The sequence below is a fragment of the Pseudomonas sp. GW821-FHT02B10 genome (assembly GCF_059421865.1).
In genome coordinates this window covers 137,551-156,928 of the sequence record NZ_JBWKVU010000012.1, presented here as the reverse complement: position 1 = coordinate 156,928, position 19,378 = coordinate 137,551, and the positions used below count along the sequence as shown (strand labels likewise).

The following is a 19,378-nucleotide window of genomic DNA, read 5'->3' as shown; positions in this document are numbered from 1 at the left end:
TCCCCGTCCGCACGCTCTGCGCCCAGGGAAACACCTGGTCTTCAGACCGTCTTCAGCCCTCCTGCACGGTTCCCAACAGCCACTCCTTGAACGCCAGCATCGCCGGGCTTTGCGCCCGGGACTGCAAGCGGGTCAGCCAATAGCTGCCGGTGGTGATGCCCACCGCGAACGGCTGGACGATGCTGCCGGTGTGCAACTGCCGGGAGAACATCAGCGGCGGCGCCAGGGCCACGCCTATACCCTGCTGCGCGGCTTCCATCATGCCCAGGGACGAGTCGAAGACGATGCTGCGCGCAGGCAGGGTGCTGGCCGGCAGGCCGGCGGCGCTGAACCATTCCGGCCATTCGTCGGTGCGGTAGGAGCGCAGCAGGGTCTGGCCGAGCAGGTCGGCGGGGCTGTGCAGTTGCCGCGCCAGTTCCGGCACGCAGAGCACCGACAGCGGCGCTTCCAATAGCTGGACAGCATCGGTGCCGTGCCAGGCGCCGTTACCGAAGCGGATGGCGTAGTCCAGGCCTTCGGCGGCGACGTCGACCCGGTTGTTGTGGGTCGACAGGCGCAGGTCGATAAACGGGTGGCGGGCCTGGAAGTCCTCCAGGCGCGGCAACAACCAGCCGACGGCAAAGGTGCCGACCGCGCCGACGCTGAGCATTTCGCGGTAGTGCCCGCCTTCGAAGCGGCCGAGGGTTTCGGCGATGCGGTCGAAACACTCGCACAGCACCGGCAGCAGGGTTTCGCCCTCGCTGGTCAGCATCAACCCGCGGGGCAGGCGCTTGAACAGGGTGACGTTGAGCTGGGCCTCAAGGCTTTTCACCTGATGACTGACCGCCGCCTGGGTCACGCACAGCTCGATGGCCGCGCGGGTAAAACTCAAATGCCGCGCCGAGGCCTCGAAGGCGCGCAGGGCATTCAGCGGCAGATGGGGTCGGATCATGACCACTCCCTAGTTTTTCTAATGGCTCCTGCGAAATATCGTCGTTTGCCGATCCTTCGTCGACCGCCTACATTGAGCCGGCTCGCAGCGCGCTGCTCCCTGACTGCAAGGGCAGGCGCTGGCAAAAGCCGCTCGGAGTGCAGCGGCCATCACCCTGCAAAATCATGGAATGCCAGCCCATCATGCACAACAAAAACCTAGCCCTATCTGGATTTTTCACCATTTCCCTGCTGCTGTCCGGCGCCAGCGCCTGCCTGGCCGCCAGCCAGCCGGACAGCGCGCTCAAGCCCCTGGTCGACGCGGCGATCCGCCCTTTGATGCAGCAACAGGACATCGCCGGGATGGCGGTGGCCATCACTCTCAAGGGCCAGCCCCATTACTTTAACTACGGCCTGGCCTCCAAAGAGGGGAAAAAGGCCGTCGACGCCGACACGCTGTTCGAGGTCGGCTCGGTGAGCAAGCTCTTCACCGCGACCCTGGGGGCCTATGCCCAGGCCAGCGGCAAACTGTCCCTGAACGACCCGGCCAGCCGCTACCTGCCGGCGTTGAAAGGCAGCGCCTTCGAGCACATCAGCCTGTTGCAACTGGGGACCTACAGCGCCGGCGGCCTGCCGTTGCAGTTCCCGGAACAATGGGACAGCCAGGACAAGATGCTCGGCTACTACCAGGGCTGGAAACCGGCCTTTACCCCCGGCGCCCAGCGCCTGTACTCGAACCCGAGTATCGGCCTGTTCGGCTACCTGGCCGCGCAAAGCCTGGGGCAGCCCTTCGAGCAATTGATGGAGCAGCGGCTGTTCCCGCAACTGGGCCTGCAGCACAGCTATATCCAGGTACCGAAGTCACAGATGGACAATTACGCCCAGGGCTACGGCAAGGACGGCAAGCCAGTGCGGGTCAGCCCCGGCGCCCTGGATGCCGAGGCCTACGGGGTCAAGACCAGCGCCGCCGACCTGCTGCGTTTCGTCCAGGCCAACCTCAAGCCCGAGTCGCTGGCGCAACCCTGGCCGCAGGCCATCGCCCTCACCCACACCGGCTATTACCAGGTCGAGGGCATGACCCAGGGCCTGGGCTGGGAGCTCTACCCCTACCCGCTCAGCCTGGACGCCCTGCTGGCCGGTAACTCGTCGCAGATGGCCTTCGAACCGCACCCGACCCGCTGGTTCACCCCGCCCCAGGCACCGCAGGCCGATACCCTGCTGAACAAGACCGGTTCCACCGGCGGTTTCGGCGCCTATGTGCTGTTCGTGCCCGGCAAGGACATCGGCCTGGTGCTGCTGGCGAACAAGAACTACCCCAACGCCGAACGGGTCAAGGTCGCCCACGCCCTGCTCAAGGCACTGGATGACGCGCAACCCTGAGAACAACAGCGACCGGCTCGGTTGACGGGCCGGTCGCTGGAGCGACCAGGAGCGCGTCGCAGCTATGACAACGCACTCCGCAACGATGATCGGCGCTGGATAAAACCGGCGGAACGCGCCATCCTCCGCGTCTTTTTTCCGCGCAGCCCCTGGGGCTGCACGTTTTTCCAAGGAAACCCTCCATGCACAACCAGCCGCTCAGCCCCGCCGAGTTCGAATTCATCGAAGACACCCTGCTCAAGTATGGCGACGACCACTCCGTGCTCAACCTGGCCGAGCTCGACGGTTTTTGCACCGCCCTGGTGTCCGGGCCGACCCAGGTGGACATCGCCGAATGGTTCCCGGCCATCTGGGGCGGGCAGAACCCGGACTGGCAGGACCCCGAGGAGTGCAAGCGCTTCATCGAACTGAGCGTGCGCCATCTGAACGCCCTCGCCACGGCGCTGGCGAGCGACTCGGCGAGCTTTCAGCCGCGCTTCGAACAGACCGAGCATCAGGACCAGCCGCTGACGCTGGCGGAAGAATGGTGTTTCGGCTACATCCGCGCCATGGCCGTGAGCAACTGGCCCGAGCTACCCGCTGCCCAGGCCGCCCAGCTGCAAGCCATCGTCACCTGCGCCGAACAGGACAACTTCGAACTGCCGGCCGACCTCGATCTGGCTCAACATCGCCAGACGGTGGCCAGCGTCGAACAGGCCGCCCGTGGGCTGCACGATTACTGGTTGGCGCAACGTTGAGAGAGGCCTGGGGCGGGTCACTCGCCTGCCCTCAGGTTCCAGGCCAGCGAGCCAGGCTCCATCGTAAATAGTGCGGACTAGTTTCTTATTATCGTCATCGCTATGTACTCCAGGCCCAGGCTCGCCAGCAGCCCGCCCATGATCCAATGCGAAATAATCAGTTTTCTTTTAAGAGGCTGAGGAAAGTTGTTTATCTCATCAGCATCCAACAGTCCCCTCCTAATGAAGAAGCCGGGGCATGCCAGATAACCCGCCACCACCCCCACCATCATCATCCGCCCCCAGGCCCCCATATACAGATAGAACCTGTTACCGGTAATCATCTGGCAATTTTTGACATACCCGAGCATCTCGTCCATCCGGGTATATCCCCAATACAGGTAGACACCCAGCATGGTGAACATGCCGAGAAAAGTTATCCCACCAAAAGCACCCAGTACGATATGTGTCGTAGTGATTACCATGCGTTCCTTCCTTCATAAATCAGCTTCCCCAGAAACTCTCCGGCTGGTTCTTCACCTTCACTGACGAAATAGGACTACCACCGTTCCGCAAAGCTTGTTGTCGAGCCGGCAATGACCTTGTCGCCCGTTGTGGGGGGTTGCCTTTCCTGATTACAAAAGTCATGGGGGTACGTTCCTGCTGAGGGATGGGCCTCGAACGTAGCGACGGGTATCAAGCTTCTGAATCAGGCGATCCTGAAATTCGAAGATCTGGGCGTAGCCACTGACGCCATCGCGGGCAAGCCTCGCTCCTACTGAAGAAGTCCACGCGCGAATGCCATCCAGGGAGCAATCCCATCCACAGTACTCGCTTCAGTTATGCGGGACGCCAGTGCTGGTCTAACAGAAAAGGCGCACCGCAAAAACACAAAAGCCTCCCGCAGGAGGCTCTTGGCTCGGCCCGCCAGCGCGGGGTCAGAACGCCAGTTTGTAGCCGATGGAAAACAGCATGACCGCCAGGAACGGCCGCAGCAGTTCGTCCGAGACGCGGCCGGTCATGTGGCTGCCGAGCCAGATCCCCGGCAGCGAGCCCATCAGCAGAAAGCCCAGCAGTTGCCAGTCCATGTTGCCCATGCTCGCGTGCCCCAGGCCAGCGACCAGGGTCAGCGGCACGGCGTGGGCGATTTCAGTGCCGACCAGGCGCTTGGTGGCCAGGAAGGGGTAAAGGATGAACAGCGCCACGGTGCCCAGGGCGCCGGCGCCGATGGAGGTCAGGGCGACCATGGTGCCGAGGACCACGCCGGTGAACACCGTCAGGCCGTTGAGGCTGGAATCCTTCAGGTGGTAGTGATCGCCGGCGTGCTTCTGGGCAAACGCCAGGAGCTTTTTCTTGAACAGGATCGCCAGGGCGGTGAGCAGCAGCACAAAACCCAAGGCCTGCTTGATCACGCTGTTCAGCGCTTGCGGGTCGGTGTGCAGGCTCTTGAGGAACCACAGGGTGAGCAACACCGCAGGCACGCTGCCCAGGGTCAGCCAGCCGGTGATTTTCCAGTCGATGTTGCGGTTTTTCTGATGGACCAGCACACCACCGGACTTGGTGATGGCGGCGTACAGCAGGTCGGTGCCGACAGCGGTCGCCGGATTGATACCAAACCACAACAGGATCGGGGTCATCAGCGAACCGCCTCCCACCCCCGTCATCCCCACGATGAAACCCACCAACAGGCCCGCGATTACAAAACCAAAATTACCCACATCCATCAATAAGCCCTACGCATCAACCGCGGCCAGGTAAAAAACTGGCGGCAGCATAGCGCTAATGCTTATGTCCATTTATATAAATAAAATCTAACGTTATAACTCTTTGCCTTTTTGCCATGTATTCGGCGCATATAACCCGCGGATTACATGCACCCATCACATGTCGAAATCGGCTCGGAAACGGCCGGGGGAAACCTTCGAAACCGCGCGCCCTTTGCAGGTCACTTTGCTAGCGGAATCCGCTTCACCGCTTCGATCCAGTCCGGATTCAAACGCTTCTGCTCGGTGTCCATGCCCAGGGCTTGCATCCGCTCCTTGTGCCGGTCGATCTCATGCACCGCCTGGCTCAACGCGCTGGAGTTGGCATCCAGCTGGTGCATCTGGGTCAGGCCCAGGTGGTAGAAGCGCAGCAGTTTCATCGCTGTCGGGTCCTGGGCCTCGACGCCCGCGGTGACATGGTGCATGACATTGGTCACGCTCATCAGGCTGCGCTTGAGCTGCCAGCCGTAGACCGCCGCGGCCATCCACGGCTGCGACCAGAAGCGCACGCGCATCAGCACCATGCTCAGCACCAGCCCGGCCAGCACGCCGGCGACATTGAGCTTGAAGTTATCGCCGCCCGGCGTGCCGAACAGCAGCACCGCGGCGCTGGACAGCAGCATGGCCAGGGACAGGAAAATCAGGGCAATGAACAGGGTACTGCGGCGGGTCTGCTGGCGAAAAAGCTCGGGGTTCTGCGGCTGGATCTCGAACATGGCGACGGTGCGCTCGCATGATGGACAGGCCGGCATTATCACCCTGCCCGCCCCCGGAGATGGCGAATAAATCCACGCTGCGACAATCCACCTCGGCCACGGGGGCGCCGGCGGAACCAAAGCAGAGATTGGGAGAGACGCGGATCGAGCATGCCGGGCGTCGAATGGCATGCCCGACGCGGACAAATGGACCGGCCCCTGGCGGAGCCGGTCCTCGTGGCTCAGGCCACCTGGCCCTTGGCCTGTTGCTCCAGGTGCAGTTGCAGCTCGGGGTCGATCCGCAGCGCCGCCGCCAGTTCGTCCAGGTAACTGCGCTCGGCGTCCTGCTGATCGTCCACCAGCATCACGCTGGCCAGGTACATTTCCGCCGCCATGCCCGGCTCGCCCGCGGCCGACTGGGCCACGTCGGCGGCGTCCAGGGGACGTGCGACTTCGTCGTCGAGCCATTGCTGCAATTGCGGGTCATCGGTGTGACGGCCGATCTCGGCGCTGATCAGTTGTTTTTCCTGCTCGTCGATACGGCCATCGGCCTTGGCCGCGGCGATCAGGGCGCGGAGGATCGCATGGCTGTGTTCTTCGACTTCCGGGCCGGCCAGCTGGTCGACGGTGCGCAACGCCTGTTGCGGCGCCGCCGATTGCTGCTGGCGCTGCCAGGCCTGATAAGCCTGGAACGCCATCATCCCCAGGGAGGCCAGCGCCGCGTAGTTCGCACCACCGCCGGAGCGGCCCTGAGGGGCTCCACCGGAAGCCGCGCCGCCCAACCCGGAACCGCCCAGCAAGCCGCCCAGCAGACCACCCAGCCCGCCCAGCCCGCCGGCCGGCGCTCCGCCGCCGCTGTTACCGCCCAACAGGCCGCCGAGCAAGCCACCCAGGCCTCCCAGGCCATCCTGCGGTGCCGAGGCCCCGCCACCCTGCTGCGTCATCGAGGCCTGGCCGGCGCGCAGCAACTGTTCAAGCAAATCACTGGTGTTCATGGCATCGCTCTCTTCGGGCAGTTATTCAGATTGCCAACAATAGTCTTCGCCACGCATTGCGCCAACTGCTTCCGCTTGGGCCCTGATCCCTTCTCGCCAAACGCCGCGCTGGCGGCCCATTCCATCCGCCAGCCGACGGCCAGTGAGCCCGGGAATCAGGCCTGGGGCATTTTGCGGAAACCCACCGCCAGGCGGTTCCAGCTGTTGATGGTGGCGATGGCCAGGCTCAGGTCGACCTGTTCGCTGGGGCTGAACTGGCTGCTCAGCAGCTCGTAGTCGGCATCCGGCGCATGGGTTTCGCTGACCCGGGTCAGGGACTCGGTCCAGGCCAGGGCGGCCCGTTCGCGGTCGGTGAAGAACGGCGCTTCGCGCCAGACCGAGACCGCGTACAGGCGGCGCTCGGTTTCCCCGCTCTTGCGCGCGTCGGCGGTGTGCATGTCGACGCAGAAGGCGCAGCCGTTGATCTGCGAGGCACGCAGCTTCACCAGCTCGATCAGCGACTTTTCCAGGGGCAGTTTCGATACCGCGGTTTCCAGCGCGATCATGGCTTTGAGGGCGTCCGGCGAGGCGGTGTAGAAGTCGATACGCGGTTGCATGGTGTGGCTCCAGATCAAATGAATGTGGCGCTACGTTAAGCCCGGGCCCGGTCCCTACCAATAACCAATTCCGACTAAGACCAGGTGACCAATGCCCCCCTCTTGCGTAGGAGCGCAGCTTGCGCGCGATCCGCGCAGCGGCCATTCACCGATGACGCTATCGCGCGCAAGCTGCGCGCCTGCTGGGGGCGTGCATGGACGCTCAGGCGCGCCGGCGCAGCCACTGCATAAAGCCTTTTTTCACCGCCGGCCGCGGGCTTTCCTGGGTCAGGGTCTGGGCGATGTGCTGGCGGAAATCCAGGAGATTTTTCATCGCGTCGCTGATGTCGCGCCGCGCGTCCAGGCACGGCTTGAGGTATTCGTTTTCGATGCGGTACAGGGTGCAGAAGGTCTTGGCCGAGAAGTCCGCCGCGGTCGCCTGATCGGCAACCCCCGCCTCGCCTATCACTTCACCCGGCCCCATGCGCCCGGCCTCGAAGGGCTTGCCATCGCGGATCAGGCTGACCGAGACCACCCCCGATTCGATGATCAGCAGGTGATCGCTGACCTCGCCCGCCGGCAGGATGGTCTCGCCGGCGCGGAAGGTCTGCAGGGTCATGTTCTGGCTGAAGGTTTCCTTCTCTTCCTGGCGCAGGGTGGAGAAGATGCTCGAGCTGTCCAGCAGTGCCCGCGGGCGCGACAGGTGGGCCGCCACGCTGCTTTCACCACTGGACAACAGGCTGACGCCGGACGCCTGCAAGTGCCGGAAGGCCAGGTCGAACAACTGGTTGCGTACTTCGCGCTTCTGCCCCATGGAGGCCACGAAACCGCTGATTTCGTACTCCACCCCGGCATTGCCCGAGCTTTTCAGAGCCACGCTGGGGGCCGGTTTGGAGAGCAGGAAACGGCAACCGAGCATGGCCCGTTCCAGCGCCTCGATCACCGTTTGCGGCCGCGCATGGGGGCTGACCTGGAGGCTGATGGAAAGCCCGTGCATATCGGCGGGACGGCTGAAGTTGATGATCTTGGCCTTGGCCGCCAGGGAATTGGGGATCACCGCCATGCTGCCCTGGGAGGTCTGCAGCCGGGTGGCGCGCCAGTCGATGTCGGTGACCCGGCCTTCGGTGCCGTCGATGGAGATCCAGTCATCGAGCTGATACGGCTTGGTGGTGTTCAGCACGATGCCGGAGAACACGTCGCTGAGGGTGCTTTGCAGCGCCAGGCCGACAATGATCGCCACCGCGCCGGAGGTGGCCAGCACGCCCTTGACCGGCAGCTCCAGCACATAGGCCATGGCGGCGATGATGGCGATCAGGAAAATCACCGCCCCCATCAAGTCCTGCAACAGCCGCCCGGTATGCCCGACCCGCTGCATCATCAGGGTGCCGAGCAACACCGTCAGGGTCCGCGCACCGAACAGCCACCAACCGATCTGCAACCCGGTGGCGGCCAGGTGCAGCGGCACGTCCTCCGGCCAGGGCGCCGCCTGCATCGGGTTCAGGCCCTGGTTGAACAGCAGCACGCTGTATAGGGTGAAGATCAGCACCCGCACCAGCAGCTTCCAGTAACCGCCCCGCGCGCCGATCAGGCGCCACAGCAGCATGTCCAGCAGGATCAGGATCAGCGCGGCGAATAGCGGGTGGTCGGCGAACAGGTTCGGCATCAAGCAACTCCAGCACGGTCAGAGGCGCGACAATCTCACACAAGCGACCTTGCAGGTATAGCCGGAGAAACAAAAACAGGGGCCTCATGGGAGGCCCCTGCCTGCAACGATGTCGCTCACTCTGTAGCCGCTGCAGCCCGCGAGGCTGCGATCGACCCCGCAAGGGGCGCGGGATCTTGAGATCGCTTAAGGACCTTCGGTCCTATCGCAGCCTGCGGCAGCGGCTACAGGGGTTGTGACCTACCGATCGGCGCTAACCCTGTAGCCGCTGTCGAGCTTGCGAGGCTGCGATCGACTGCGCAGCAGGCGCAGGGTCTTGAAACCGCTGGAGGACCTTCGGTCCTGTCGCAGCCTGCGGCAGCGGCTACAGGGAATGGCGACACCTCCGATAGCCCGGTCGTGCTCGCTGCCTTGTGTAGCCGCCGCTGGCAGGTCACTTGCCCTGAGTCAAAGTGGTGTAGCTGGTGATCAGGTTGCGGTAGTCCGGGATGTGGTTGGAGAACAAGGTGCCCAGGCCCTCGATGTCGTTGCGCCAGTCGCGGTGCAGCTCGCAGGCCAGGCCGAACCAGGTCATCAGTTGGGCGCCGGCGGTGGACATGCGGTTCCATGCAGAATCGCGAGTCAGGGCATTGAAGGTGCCGGAGGCGTCGGTGACAACGAACACCTCGAAGCCTTCTTCCAGGGCCGACAGCGCCGGGAAGGCCACGCAAACCTCGGTCACCACGCCGGCGATGATCAGTTGCTTCTTGCCGGTGGCCTTGATCGCCTTGACGAAGTCTTCGTTGTCCCAGGCGTTGATCTGGCCGGGCCGGGCGATGTACGGCGCGTCCGGGAACAGCGCCTTGAGCTCGGGCACCAACGGGCCGTTGGGACCGGTTTCGAAGCTGGTGGTGAGGATGGTCGGCAGCTTGAAGTACTTGGCCAGGTCGGCCAGGGCCAGCACGTTGTTCTTGAACTTGTCCGGGTCGATGTCACGCACCAGGGACAGCAGGCCGGCCTGGTGATCCACCAGCAGCACGGCGGCGTTGTCTTTGTCGAGACGCTTGTAGGCGGTAGTCATGGGGTAGTCCTCGCTTCTTGTCGATACCGACTGGACGTCGGCGTGGGGGTGCAGCTTCAGCGCTGGGAATCCAGCACTTCGTGCTCGTTCGCCACTTGCTGGGCCTTGAGGTAGCTCTCGATCAGCAACTGGTAATGCGGCATGGCCTGGGCGTAGACCGCGGCCCACTGCTCGGCGTCCGGGCGGTTCCACGAACCCTGCAGCTCGGAAAGCGTGGCCATGATGTCGATCGGCACCACCCCGGCCTGGGCCAGGCGGGCGATGGTCAGGTCAGTGGCCAGCCGCGAATGGTTGCCCGAGGCATCGACCACCGCGAACACCTTGTAGCCTTCATGCACCGCGGCGATCGACGGAAACGCCAGGCAGACGCTGGTCAGGGTGCCGGCGATCACCAGGGTTTTCTTGCCGGTGGCTTCTACCGCCGCCCGGAACTGGGGATTGTCCCAGGCGTTGATTTCGCCTTTGCGCGCCACGTACTGGGCATGGGGCGCCTCCTGGTGGATTTCCGGGATCAGCGGGCCGTTGGGGCCCTGGGGCACCGAGGCCGTGGTGATCACCGGCATCTTCAGCAAGGTCGCGGCTTTTGCCAGGGCGATGGCATTGGCCCGCAATTGCGGCACGTCCATGTCCTTGACGATCTGGAACAGCCCGCTCTGGTGGTCGATCAGCAGCATCGCCGCGTCGTTGGGGTCGATGGTCGGTTTGGCGCCATTGAAGTTGGCAGCATTGAAGTTGTTCATGTGCAGTTCCTCTTCCGTTTAGGGCATTTATTGAAGGCAACAGCCATCCCTGGCCCTGAAACCGGCCGACACGTCCTGTGCAAGTCGGTAAGTGGGGGTCAGCCAGGCATCTGGCCGAAACGACCGGACTGGAAGTCGACGAAAGCCTGGTGGATCTCGGCCTCGCTGTTCATCACGAACGGACCATGGCCGACGATGGGTTCGTCGATCGGTTCGCCGCTGAGCAGCAGCACCACCGCGTCGTTGTTGGCCTCCAGGCTGAGCTGGTCGCCGTCGCGCTCGAACAGCACCAGCTGGCCTTCGCGCACTACTTCCTGGCCATTGACCTGGAGCGTGCCGCGCAGCACCACCAGGGCGGTGTTGCGCCCCTCGTGCAGGTCGAGGGTCAGGGGCTTGCCGGCATTCAGGCGGATGTCCCAGACGTCGATGGGCGTGAAGGTGCGGGCCGGGCCCTTGACGCCGTCGTACTCGCCGGCGATCAACCGCAGGGTGCCGGCCTTGTCCTTCAGGGCGATGGCCGGGATGTCGCCATCGAGGATGGTCTGGTAACCGGGCGCGGCCATCTTGTCCCGCGCCGGCAGGTTGACCCACAGCTGGACCATGTCCAGGGTGCCGCCGGACTTGGCGAACGCTTCGGAGTGAAACTCCTCATGGAGAATCCCCGAGGCCGCGGTCATCCATTGCACGTCGCCAGGGCCGATCTTGCCGCCGCTGCCGGTGGAGTCGCGGTGCTCCACCTCGCCCTTGTAGACGATAGTCACGGTTTCGAAGCCGCGATGGGGATGCTGACCCACGCCACGGCGCTGCTGGGTCGGGGTGAATTCAGCCGGGCCGGCGTGGTCGAGCAGCAGGAACGGGCTGATGTGCTTGCCCAGGTTGTCGTAGGAAAACAGCGTGCGCACCGGGAAGCCGTCGCCCACCCAATGGGCCCGTGGGCTGGTGTAGATACCGATGATGTTTTTCATGTGGGTGCCTCCGAAATGGGTGAGTTATTTCGTTGGATACACCTTAAAACCCATACCTTTGATGCACTAGACTGCAAAAATCACTCTTAGCGTTCTATCTGGAGAACGATGGTGGAAGACCTCAATACCCTCTACTACTTCACCCAGGTCGTCGAACACCGTGGTTTCGCCGCCGCCGGACGCGCCCTGGACATGCCCAAGTCCAAGCTCAGCCGGCGCATTGCCCAGCTCGAGGAACGCCTCGGCGTGCGCCTGATTCACCGCACCAGCCGCCACTGTTCGCTCACCGAGATCGGTCATGAGTACTACCAGCGTTGCCTGGCCATGCGCGTGGAAGCGGAAAGCGCCGCGGAAGTCATCGAGCGCAACCGCTCCGAGCCCCAGGGCCTGGTGCGCCTGAGTTGCCCGACCGCGCTGCTCAACTCCTGGGTCGGGCCGATGCTGACCCGCTACATGCTCAAGTACCCGCTGGTGGAGCTGTTCATCGAGAGCACCAACCGCCGGGTCGACCTGATCCACGAAGGGTATGACATCGCCCTGCGGGTGCGCTTCCCGCCATTGGAAAGCAGCGACCTGGTGATGAAGGTGCTGGGCAACAGCACCCAGTGCCTGGTCGGCCACCCGGACTTTCTCGCGCGCCTGTCGAGCCCCGCCTCGCCCGCCGACCTCAGCGGCCTGCCGAGCCTGCATTGGGGCGCGGCGCAACGCGAATACCAGTGGGAGCTGTTCGGCCCGGACGAGACGCTCGCGCAGATTCGCCACAAGCCGCGGATGGTCACCGACGACCTGATTGCCCTGCGCCAGGCGGCGCTGGCGGGAATCGGCATCGCCCACTTGCCCAGCGTGGTGGTGCGCGACGACCTGGCCGCCGGGCGCCTGGTGCAACTGGTCCCGGACTGGGCGCCCAAGTGCGGGATCGTCCATGCGATCTTCCCGTCGCGCCGTGGCCTGCTGCCGTCGGTGCGCACGCTGATCGACTTTCTCGGCGAGGAGTTCAGCCGCAGCGATATCACCTGAGGATGCGCTCAAGGTGAAGCCTGGCCGAATCTTCCGACCTGTGGCGTTTTTGACACTGGCCGAAATAATATTTCGAACATAATATTTTCCTCGTCATCTTGTTCCGCCCAGTGAGGAAACGCCCATGCAAAGCCCATCCCGCGAGGCCACCCTGGCCCAATGGATCGCCCAGGAACAGGCCATGCGCGCGCGCCTGGCCGGTCCGGGCAGCCTGTCCCTGGCCGAGGTCAGCGCCCTCTCCCCTGCCGAATTTTTCGACGGCATCGGCAACGGCGAACTGCCCTCGCCGCCCATCGGCACGTTGCTGGACTTCATCCCCATCGAATGGTCCGCCGGGCACTTCGTGTTCCAGGGCACCCCGGATGCCCGCCATTACAACCCGCTGGGCAGCGTGCACGGCGGTTATGCCGCGACCCTGCTGGACTCCTGCATGGGCTGCGCGATCCACACCCGCCTGAACAAGGGCCAGGGCTACACCACCCTGGACCTGCGCATCAGCTATGTGCGGGCCCTGACCGGCAGCAGCGGGCCGATCCGTGCCGAAGGCAAGATCGTCCACCTGGGCCGCTCCACCGCCCTGGCCGAAGGGCGGATCTACGACGTCGATGGCCGCCTGTACGCCACCGGCTCCACCACCTGCATGATTCTTGAAGCGCGTGGCTGAAACCGCCTCTACGTCTGTAGAAGCGGGCTCGTTCGCGAAAAAACTACGGCTTGCGCTCAGCGGTGGCCGGAAGGACGTCTCGCGAGCAAGCTCGCGCCTACCAGGGATCGTGCCTGCCCGCGCATTCGTGATTCGCGGTAAAGATTGCTTTGCCTGTCCGGCGGTTTTTCTCAAGGGTACGGACCGGGATACTCGTGGCCTTTCTACTGTCATCTGGAGTCATCCATGTCTGTACCTGCTTTCGGCCTCGGCACCTTTCGCCTGCAAGGCCAGGTGGTCATCGACTCGGTCAGCACCGCGCTCGAGCTGGGCTACCGGGCGATCGACACCGCACAGATCTACGAGAACGAAGCCGAGGTCGGCCAGGCCATCGCCGACAGCGGCATCCCCCGCGACGAGCTGTTCGTCACCAGCAAGATCTGGGTTGCCAATTTCGCCCGCGACAAGCTGATCCCCAGTCTCAAGGACAGCCTGCGCAAGCTGCGGACCGACTACCTGGACCTGACCCTGATCCACTGGCCGTCACCGGACAACCAGGTACCGGTCGAAGAGTTCATGGCGGCGCTGCTGGAGGCCAGGCAACTGGGGTTGACCCGGCAGATCGGTGTTTCCAACTTCACCATCGACCTGATGCGGCAGGCCATCGCCGCGGTCGGTGCCAAGCACATCGCCACTAATCAGATCGAACTGCATCCTTACCTGCAGAACCGCAAGGTCGTGGAGTTTGCGCAAAGCCAGGGGATTCACATCACCTCGTACATGACGCTGGCCTACGGTGAAGTGCTCGAGGACCCGGTCATCCAGCAGATCGCCCAGCAACATCGGGCGACGCCGGCCCAAGTGACCCTGGCCTGGGCCATGCAATCGGGTCATGCGGTGATTCCCTCCTCGACCCGGCGCGCGAACCTGGAAAGCAACCTCAAGGCCTGTGCCCTGACCCTGAGCGAGGCAGACATGCGGCGCATCGCCGATCTGGAGCGCGGTCATCGTCTGACCAGCCCCGCCGGCATTGCGCCGGCGTGGGACTGAGGCCTTAACGCACCACGGCATTCAACCGAATGCCGTCGGACGCGATCTCTTCCTCATTGGAACTGCTGGGAAACTTTCCGGCCGCCGGAATCTTGCTCCGGTGGCCGGTGTCGATGGCCGCCATCAAGCGGCTGATGGTCTCGTGGTCCGGCAGCGACAGGCTGCTGATATACAGCTTGCGCTGCGGACCGAGTGGAATCGAAGGCACGCCGAGAAGCTCGGAGTCATAGACCAGCACGTGACGGATCTGCGGGTTATCCATGCAGAACGCCACGATATCGAGCCGGGCCTGCAACCCCAGCGAAGCGTTGATGATCAGCAGGTCCATTGGCTCACTGCCATATTCCACGACGTTCAACACCTCGACGAGTCGATACATCGGTGCAATCCGGTAATAGCCCAGCTGGTTCAGCACCCGCTCGATCTTCATTCGATGAAAATGCTGTTCATCGGCGATCAGGATTCGTAACGTTTTATTCGGCATTTGTTCGCGACCATGAAAAAAGTCTGAGATGACAGGCTCCAAGCCTATGAATAAAGGCTAGGGGAGCAGCCGATAGTTTTCTCTAAGGGTTTTCTGAAAAGCCCTACTCCGAATTACTAAAATGCGGCTTTCCCCTACTTTTCGAGCCCGAAATGCTCGTTTCCCTGGTATTTCCGCCCACATCGGCGGCACTCATCGGCTATCCATGGGCGGTCATGAATCCTGCTTTTTGTCCGCTCCGGATGGAGACAAAAGACCCCGCCCGGCCCCGGTAGCGGCCATCAGTAAACCGCTGGCCAGGTGGTGATTCCACCTCCAGTAGCGCGACGCAAGCCCTGTTCCCAGCAACTGCGGGGGCTATTCCAGTGTTCAGAAGGTTCGGTCTTTGCCCGAGGAGGCGGGAGGATTGATATGGGCAATGAAGCGCTGGAGGATCTCCTGCGTGGCGCCCTGCACCCAGAGGATCTCCTGTAGCGCAGAGGCGCCGAGGACCATCGGCAATGCCTGTTCGGTACGACCGCCATAGATCATGGCATGGCGGATCTGCGGGTTGCCCTGGCAGAACGCGCCGGCGTCCACCCCGGCGGCGAACGCCAGCTCGCCGCTGAGCAGCAACAGGTCGAAGTTCTCGAAGGGTTCGCAGGAATAGTGAGTCAGGGTCACCAGTTCGCGGAAAGACTCCACCGCCGCGATGCGGAAATACCCCAGGCCATTCAACAAACGCTGGATGCGCCCACACTGCTCCCGGGACGCATCGGCAATCAGTATTCTCAAGCGTTTGTTGGGCATCGGCGTGGCAACTATCGGTTGAACACAGAGGCCCGACAGACTATCCGATGGCCCCAGGCCAACTCTTTAAGACAATTCCCAAAAATTGCCGCGCACGAGAATTTTCTCCCAGGAAAGCCCCCTGCACGGACGCTTTATTCGGTGGTGCTGGGGCTCCAGAACGCCTGTTCCACCAGGGCCGAGGTGGACAGCCGCGCCACCAGGGCGTCGAGTTCGTCGCCGTCCACCGAAGTGGTGGCCAGGGTGGCTTCGATCTCCACATCGTCGTTGCCGAAGGCATGGACGTCGATATCGCTGGCCGGGTAGTTGCTGCGTTCCAGTTCCGCTTCGAGCAGGGCGAACACGGCCTTCTGCTTGGAGCGATGGGCGATGACATAGACGATGTTGGTGACCTCGGCGGAGATCACATCCAGCGGCTGGCGGTTGATGTTGTTGACGATCGGCCGCAGCAGGGTGTTGGCCGCCAGCACGAACAGCGTGCCGAGAAAGGCCTCGAGAATCAGATCCGCGCCGGCGCAGGCACCCACCGCCGCCGAGGCCCAGAGGGTGGCCGCGGTGTTCAGGCCACGCACGTTGCCCTCCTCGCGCATGATCACCCCGGCGCCGAGAAAACCGATGCCGGACACCACATAGGCCACCACCCGCACCGCGCCCTCGGCGCCGCCGAGGCGGTTGGCCATGTCGACGAAAATCGCCGCGCCCACCGCCACCAGCACGTTGGTGCGCAGGCCGGCGGTGCGTTGCCGGTACTGGCGCTCGAAGCCGATCAGGCCACCGAGGATAAAGGCCGCGCTGAGGCTGACCAGAGTGTCCACCAGGGAGGTCAGGTTGATGTTCTGGAGTGCTTGCATGAAGGGAGTCCTTGAGTACGCGGCGGTCGGCTGCCGTTAAGGATAGGTGCACTTTGCCGGTGCGAGCGGGCGGCGATCCGACGGGTCCGCGATGAGGCCGGCCAGGGTGCCGGGTATCTTGCACCGGCTGGCATTACGAGCAGATGGCGATCGCCGGTTGGCCCGAAGGGCCGTGGCGGTCGTGCCAACGCCGGAGGACCTGCGGTCCTGGCGCAGCCTGCGGCAGCGGCTACAGGGGTTTTGTGCAACGTCGGCCGCGAGCCGCAGCTTATTGCCAGCCGAACCGGCGGATATAAAAGCCCTTCACCGCCTGGGTCAGCGCCATGTACGCCAGCAGGATCATCGGCAGGAACACGAAGTACAGCGACGGCAGCGCCTGCAGCTTGAAGTAGTGCGCCAGCGGGCCCATGGGCAGGAAGATGCCGATGGCCATGATCAACCCGGTCATCACCAGCAGCGGCATGGCTGCGCGGCTTTGCAGGAACGGGATCTTCGGCGTGCGGATCATGTGCACGATCAGGGTCTGGGTCAGCAGCCCGACCACGAACCAGCCGGACTGGAACAGCGTCTGGTGGTCCGGGGTATTGGCATCGAACACGTACCACATCAGGGCAAAGGTACTAATGTCGAAGATCGAACTGATCGGCCCGAAAAACAGCATGAAGCGCCCGACGTCCGCCGGCTGCCAGCGCTGCGGACGGGCCAGCATTTCCTCGTCGACGTTATCGAACGGAATGGCGATCTGGGAAATGTCGTACAGCAGGTTCTGCACCAGCAGGTGCATCGGCAGCATCGGCAGGAACGGAATGAAGGCGCTGGCCACCAGCACCGAGAACACGTTGCCGAAGTTCGAGCTGGCGGTCATCTTGATGTACTTGAGCATGTTGGCGAAGGTCCGCCGGCCTTCCAGCACGCCCTCCTCCAGCACCATCAGGCTTTTCTCCAGGAGGATGATGTCCGCCGCCTCCTTGGCGATGTCCACGGCGCTGTCCACCGAAATACCGATGTCCGCGGTGCGCAGCGCCGGCGCGTCGTTGATGCCGTCGCCCATGAAGCCGACCACATGGCCGTTGCCCTTGAGCAGGCGGACGATGCGTTCCTTGTGCGAGGGCGTGAGCCGGGCGAAGACATTGGTGGTTTCCACGGCCTTGGCCAGCTGGGTGTCGCTCATGCGCTCGATGTCGTTGCCCAGCAGCAGGCCCTGCTGTTCCAGGCCGACTTCGCGGCAGATCTTCGCCGTGACCAGCTCGTTGTCGCCGGTCAGCACCTTCACCGCCACGCCATGGGCGGCCAGGGCCTCAAGGGCTGGCGCGGTGCTTTCCTTGGGCGGGTCGAGGAAGGCCACGTAACCGATCAGGGTCAGCCCCTGCTCGTCCGCTAGGCTGTAGCTGTCGCGGCCCCGGGGCATCGGCCGGGCGGCCACGGCCACCACCCGCAGGCCTTCGCCATTGAATTGGGCAGTGACCTGGCGAATCCGCGCCAGCAGCTCGTCGCTGAGCATTTCCTCGGCGGCGCCATGACGCACCCGGGTGCACACCGCCAGCACCTCCTCCACCGCGCCCTTGCAGATCAGCAGGTGCGCCCGCTCCTTCTCGGCCACCACCACCGACATGCGCCGCCGGTTGAAGTCGAAGGGAATCTCGTCGACCTTCTGGAACGCCGTGCCGACCCTCAGCTCGCGGTGCACTTCGACGTGCTCCAGCACCGCCACGTCCAGCAGGTTCTTCAGGCCGGTCTGGTAGTAGCTGTTCAGGTAGGCCATTTCCAGCACATCGTCGGACTCCTCGCCCCAGACATCCACATGCCGGGCGAGGAAGATCTTGTCCTGGGTCAGGGTGCCGGTCTTGTCGGTGCACAGCACGTCCATGGCGCCGAAGTTCTGGATCGCGTCCAGGCGCTTGACGATGACTTTCTTGCGCGACAGGAACACCGCGCCCTTGGCCAGGGTCGAGGTGACGATCATCGGCAGCATTTCCGGAGTCAGGCCCACGGCGATCGACAGCGCGAACAGCAGCGCCTCCATCCAGTCGCCCTTGGTGAAGCCGTTGATGAACAGCACCAGCGGCGCCATGACGAACATGAAGCGGATCAGCAGCCAGCTGACCTTGTTCACCCCGTTCTGGAACGAAGTCGGCGCCCGGTCGGTGGCCCCGACCCGCTGCGCCAGGGCGCCGAAATAGGTGGCGTTGCCAGTGGCCAGGACCAGCGCGGTGGCCGCGCCGGACACCACGTTGGTGCCCATGAACAGGATATTGTCCAGCTCCAGCGGATTGAGGGTGGCGGCGTCCTGCTGGCGCGGGAATTTCTCCACCGGCATCGATTCGCCAGTCATCGCCGCCTGGCTGACGAACAGGTCCTTGGCGCTGAGCACCCGGCAATCGGCGGGGATCATGTCGCCGGCCGAGAGCTGGATCAGGTCGCCCGGCACCAGTTGCCGGATCGGCAGTTCCAGGCGTTGCAGGCCCTGGTGCGCAACCGCCGCGCCATGCAGCCGGGCGAACACCGACGGCGCGGCGTCGACCACGTTGCGCCGCAGCACCGTGGCGGTGTTGCTGACCATTGCCTTGAGGGCATCGGCGGCCTTGTTCGACTTGGCCTCCTGCCAGAAGCGCAGCAGCGTGGAGAGCACCACCATGGAAAAAATCACCGTGGCCGCCTTCATGTCTTCGGTCAGCCAGGAGATCACCGCCAGCAGGGTCAGCAGCAGGTTGAAGGGGTTCTTGTAGCAATGCCACAGGTGCGTCCACCACGGCAGCGGCTGCTCGTGCTCGACCTCGTTGAGGCCATGCTGCTCGCGCAGGGCCTGGGCCTCGGCCTCGCTCAGGCCATCGGTGTGGCTGCCGAGGCGTTGCAGCAGGTCCGTGGCATCGTCGTTGGCCGCGGCCACCAGGGTGTGCGCGAGGCTCGGTGGCAGGTCGCGGCTGACGCTGGCGTCGCTGAAGCTCTCCAGCAAGGCCAGGCGGCGAAAGTGCCGGGCGAAGTGCCGGGTCCGCAGGAAGCCGACAAAAAACTCTTTGAGCAGGGTGAGATTCATGGTGTGTCCCCTAACGGTCGGCGCCGGGAAACTCACAGCCAGGTCTGGT

Annotated in this window: 19 protein-coding genes; 5 read left to right on the top strand and 14 right to left on the bottom strand. The window is 63.8% G+C overall.

The features are described from left to right. Positions 1-52 precede the first annotated feature (52 nt). Complete coding sequence (locus AC07VU_RS23575) at positions 53-931, bottom strand: LysR family transcriptional regulator (RefSeq protein ID WP_274304141.1); 879 nt, start codon at positions 929-931, stop codon at positions 53-55. 182 nt (positions 932-1,113) lie between these two features. Between AC07VU_RS23575 and ampC the strand changes: the two genes are divergently transcribed. Together ampC and AC07VU_RS23565 are read left to right on the top strand one after the other, a co-directional pair. Next, positions 1,114-2,289, top strand: coding sequence for a class C beta-lactamase (ampC, locus tag AC07VU_RS23570; RefSeq protein ID WP_495030577.1), 1,176 nt, complete (start codon positions 1,114-1,116; stop codon positions 2,287-2,289). A 182-nt stretch (positions 2,290-2,471) separates the two neighbouring features. Then, entirely contained in the window at positions 2,472-3,026 is a 555-nt protein-coding gene (locus AC07VU_RS23565; protein ID WP_085533917.1) for a UPF0149 family protein, read from the top strand. Between the two features lie 77 nt (positions 3,027-3,103). Here AC07VU_RS23565 and AC07VU_RS23560 read toward each other — a convergent pair whose 3' ends face one another. The 9 genes from AC07VU_RS23560 to AC07VU_RS23520 all read right to left on the bottom strand — a co-directional run bounded on the left by AC07VU_RS23560 (position 3,104) and on the right by AC07VU_RS23520 (position 11,461). Then, on the bottom strand, positions 3,104-3,490 hold the full coding sequence (locus tag AC07VU_RS23560) for a hypothetical protein (protein WP_087091742.1): 387 nt from the start codon (positions 3,488-3,490) through the stop codon (positions 3,104-3,106). Between the two features lie 453 nt (positions 3,491-3,943). Next, a complete protein-coding gene (locus tag AC07VU_RS23555) occupies positions 3,944-4,729 on the bottom strand; it encodes a sulfite exporter TauE/SafE family protein (protein WP_150052354.1) in 786 nt (261 codons plus the stop codon). A 221-nt stretch (positions 4,730-4,950) separates the two neighbouring features. Continuing rightward, positions 4,951-5,484 carry a DUF3087 family protein gene (locus AC07VU_RS23550; RefSeq protein WP_037035113.1) on the bottom strand — a complete coding sequence of 178 codons (534 nt, stop codon included), beginning with the start codon at positions 5,482-5,484 and terminating at the stop codon, positions 4,951-4,953. 221 nt (positions 5,485-5,705) lie between these two features. Next, positions 5,706-6,458, bottom strand: coding sequence for a tellurite resistance TerB family protein (locus AC07VU_RS23545; RefSeq protein ID WP_101338593.1), 753 nt, complete (start codon positions 6,456-6,458; stop codon positions 5,706-5,708). A gap of 155 nt (positions 6,459-6,613) precedes the next feature. Next, complete coding sequence (locus AC07VU_RS23540) at positions 6,614-7,054, bottom strand: carboxymuconolactone decarboxylase family protein (protein WP_007927880.1); 441 nt, start codon at positions 7,052-7,054, stop codon at positions 6,614-6,616. Positions 7,055-7,256: 202 nt separating this feature from the next. After that, positions 7,257-8,696, bottom strand: a complete 1,440-nt coding sequence (locus tag AC07VU_RS23535) for a mechanosensitive ion channel domain-containing protein (RefSeq protein WP_495030576.1) — start codon at positions 8,694-8,696, stop codon at positions 7,257-7,259. A gap of 433 nt (positions 8,697-9,129) precedes the next feature. Further along, positions 9,130-9,756 (bottom strand): isochorismate family cysteine hydrolase YcaC, encoded by a 627-nt coding sequence (gene ycaC, locus AC07VU_RS23530; RefSeq protein ID WP_007927871.1) that lies wholly within the window; start codon positions 9,754-9,756, stop codon positions 9,130-9,132. A gap of 56 nt (positions 9,757-9,812) precedes the next feature. Beyond that, a complete protein-coding gene (locus AC07VU_RS23525; RefSeq protein ID WP_007927869.1) occupies positions 9,813-10,496 on the bottom strand; it encodes an isochorismatase family protein in 684 nt (227 codons plus the stop codon). A 98-nt stretch (positions 10,497-10,594) separates the two neighbouring features. Further along, on the bottom strand, positions 10,595-11,461 hold the full coding sequence (locus AC07VU_RS23520; RefSeq protein ID WP_457274488.1) for a pirin family protein: 867 nt from the start codon (positions 11,459-11,461) through the stop codon (positions 10,595-10,597). A gap of 108 nt (positions 11,462-11,569) precedes the next feature. On the opposite strand from AC07VU_RS23520, the gene AC07VU_RS23515 reads away from it, so the two are divergent. The 3 genes from AC07VU_RS23515 to dkgB all read left to right on the top strand — a co-directional run bounded on the left by AC07VU_RS23515 (position 11,570) and on the right by dkgB (position 14,171). Continuing rightward, entirely contained in the window at positions 11,570-12,478 is a 909-nt protein-coding gene (locus AC07VU_RS23515; protein WP_274306825.1) for a LysR family transcriptional regulator, read from the top strand. A gap of 124 nt (positions 12,479-12,602) precedes the next feature. Next, complete coding sequence (locus AC07VU_RS23510; protein WP_053262004.1) at positions 12,603-13,142, top strand: PaaI family thioesterase; 540 nt, start codon at positions 12,603-12,605, stop codon at positions 13,140-13,142. A gap of 225 nt (positions 13,143-13,367) precedes the next feature. Continuing rightward, on the top strand, positions 13,368-14,171 hold the full coding sequence (gene dkgB, locus AC07VU_RS23505) for a 2,5-didehydrogluconate reductase DkgB (protein WP_457274489.1): 804 nt from the start codon (positions 13,368-13,370) through the stop codon (positions 14,169-14,171). 4 nt (positions 14,172-14,175) lie between these two features. On the opposite strand, the gene AC07VU_RS23500 is transcribed toward dkgB, so the two are convergent. The 4 genes from AC07VU_RS23500 to mgtA all read right to left on the bottom strand — a co-directional run bounded on the left by AC07VU_RS23500 (position 14,176) and on the right by mgtA (position 19,329). Further along, on the bottom strand, positions 14,176-14,655 hold the full coding sequence (locus AC07VU_RS23500) for a hypothetical protein (protein ID WP_274304149.1): 480 nt from the start codon (positions 14,653-14,655) through the stop codon (positions 14,176-14,178). A gap of 369 nt (positions 14,656-15,024) precedes the next feature. Next, positions 15,025-15,444: a hypothetical protein gene (locus AC07VU_RS23495; RefSeq protein WP_457274490.1), complete on the bottom strand. Its 420-nt coding sequence runs from the start codon at positions 15,442-15,444 to the stop codon at positions 15,025-15,027. A 134-nt stretch (positions 15,445-15,578) separates the two neighbouring features. Continuing rightward, positions 15,579-16,295, bottom strand: a complete 717-nt coding sequence (locus AC07VU_RS23490) for an MgtC/SapB family protein (RefSeq protein WP_007927856.1) — start codon at positions 16,293-16,295, stop codon at positions 15,579-15,581. A 268-nt stretch (positions 16,296-16,563) separates the two neighbouring features. Next, on the bottom strand, positions 16,564-19,329 hold the full coding sequence (gene mgtA / locus AC07VU_RS23485; protein WP_495030575.1) for a magnesium-translocating P-type ATPase: 2,766 nt from the start codon (positions 19,327-19,329) through the stop codon (positions 16,564-16,566). Positions 19,330-19,378 lie beyond the last annotated feature (49 nt).

Bases quoted from the DNA above. Each gene is read 5' to 3' on its own strand.
- mgtA (WP_495030575.1), bottom strand. From the start codon at position 19,329: ATGAATCTCACCCTGCTCAAAGAGTTTTTTGTCGGCTTCCTGCGGACC.
- AC07VU_RS23555 (WP_150052354.1), bottom strand. From the start codon at position 4,729: ATGGATGTGGGTAATTTTGGTTTTGTAATCGCGGGCCTGTTGGTGGGT.
- AC07VU_RS23560 (WP_087091742.1), bottom strand. From the start codon at position 3,490: ATGGTAATCACTACGACACATATCGTACTGGGTGCTTTTGGTGGGATA.
- ycaC (WP_007927871.1), bottom strand. From the start codon at position 9,756: ATGACTACCGCCTACAAGCGTCTCGACAAAGACAACGCCGCCGTGCTG.
- AC07VU_RS23575 (WP_274304141.1), bottom strand. From the start codon at position 931: ATGATCCGACCCCATCTGCCGCTGAATGCCCTGCGCGCCTTCGAGGCC.
- AC07VU_RS23510 (WP_053262004.1), top strand. From the start codon at position 12,603: ATGCAAAGCCCATCCCGCGAGGCCACCCTGGCCCAATGGATCGCCCAG.
- AC07VU_RS23525 (WP_007927869.1), bottom strand. From the start codon at position 10,496: ATGAACAACTTCAATGCTGCCAACTTCAATGGCGCCAAACCGACCATC.
- ampC (WP_495030577.1), top strand. From the start codon at position 1,114: ATGCACAACAAAAACCTAGCCCTATCTGGATTTTTCACCATTTCCCTG.
- AC07VU_RS23565 (WP_085533917.1), top strand. From the start codon at position 2,472: ATGCACAACCAGCCGCTCAGCCCCGCCGAGTTCGAATTCATCGAAGAC.
- AC07VU_RS23520 (WP_457274488.1), bottom strand. From the start codon at position 11,461: ATGAAAAACATCATCGGTATCTACACCAGCCCACGGGCCCATTGGGTG.
- AC07VU_RS23490 (WP_007927856.1), bottom strand. From the start codon at position 16,295: ATGCAAGCACTCCAGAACATCAACCTGACCTCCCTGGTGGACACTCTG.
- AC07VU_RS23500 (WP_274304149.1), bottom strand. From the start codon at position 14,655: ATGCCGAATAAAACGTTACGAATCCTGATCGCCGATGAACAGCATTTT.
- AC07VU_RS23545 (WP_101338593.1), bottom strand. From the start codon at position 6,458: ATGAACACCAGTGATTTGCTTGAACAGTTGCTGCGCGCCGGCCAGGCC.
- dkgB (WP_457274489.1), top strand. From the start codon at position 13,368: ATGTCTGTACCTGCTTTCGGCCTCGGCACCTTTCGCCTGCAAGGCCAG.
- AC07VU_RS23550 (WP_037035113.1), bottom strand. From the start codon at position 5,484: ATGTTCGAGATCCAGCCGCAGAACCCCGAGCTTTTTCGCCAGCAGACC.
- AC07VU_RS23515 (WP_274306825.1), top strand. From the start codon at position 11,570: ATGGTGGAAGACCTCAATACCCTCTACTACTTCACCCAGGTCGTCGAA.
- AC07VU_RS23495 (WP_457274490.1), bottom strand. From the start codon at position 15,444: ATGCCCAACAAACGCTTGAGAATACTGATTGCCGATGCGTCCCGGGAG.
- AC07VU_RS23540 (WP_007927880.1), bottom strand. From the start codon at position 7,054: ATGCAACCGCGTATCGACTTCTACACCGCCTCGCCGGACGCCCTCAAA.
- AC07VU_RS23535 (WP_495030576.1), bottom strand. From the start codon at position 8,696: ATGCCGAACCTGTTCGCCGACCACCCGCTATTCGCCGCGCTGATCCTG.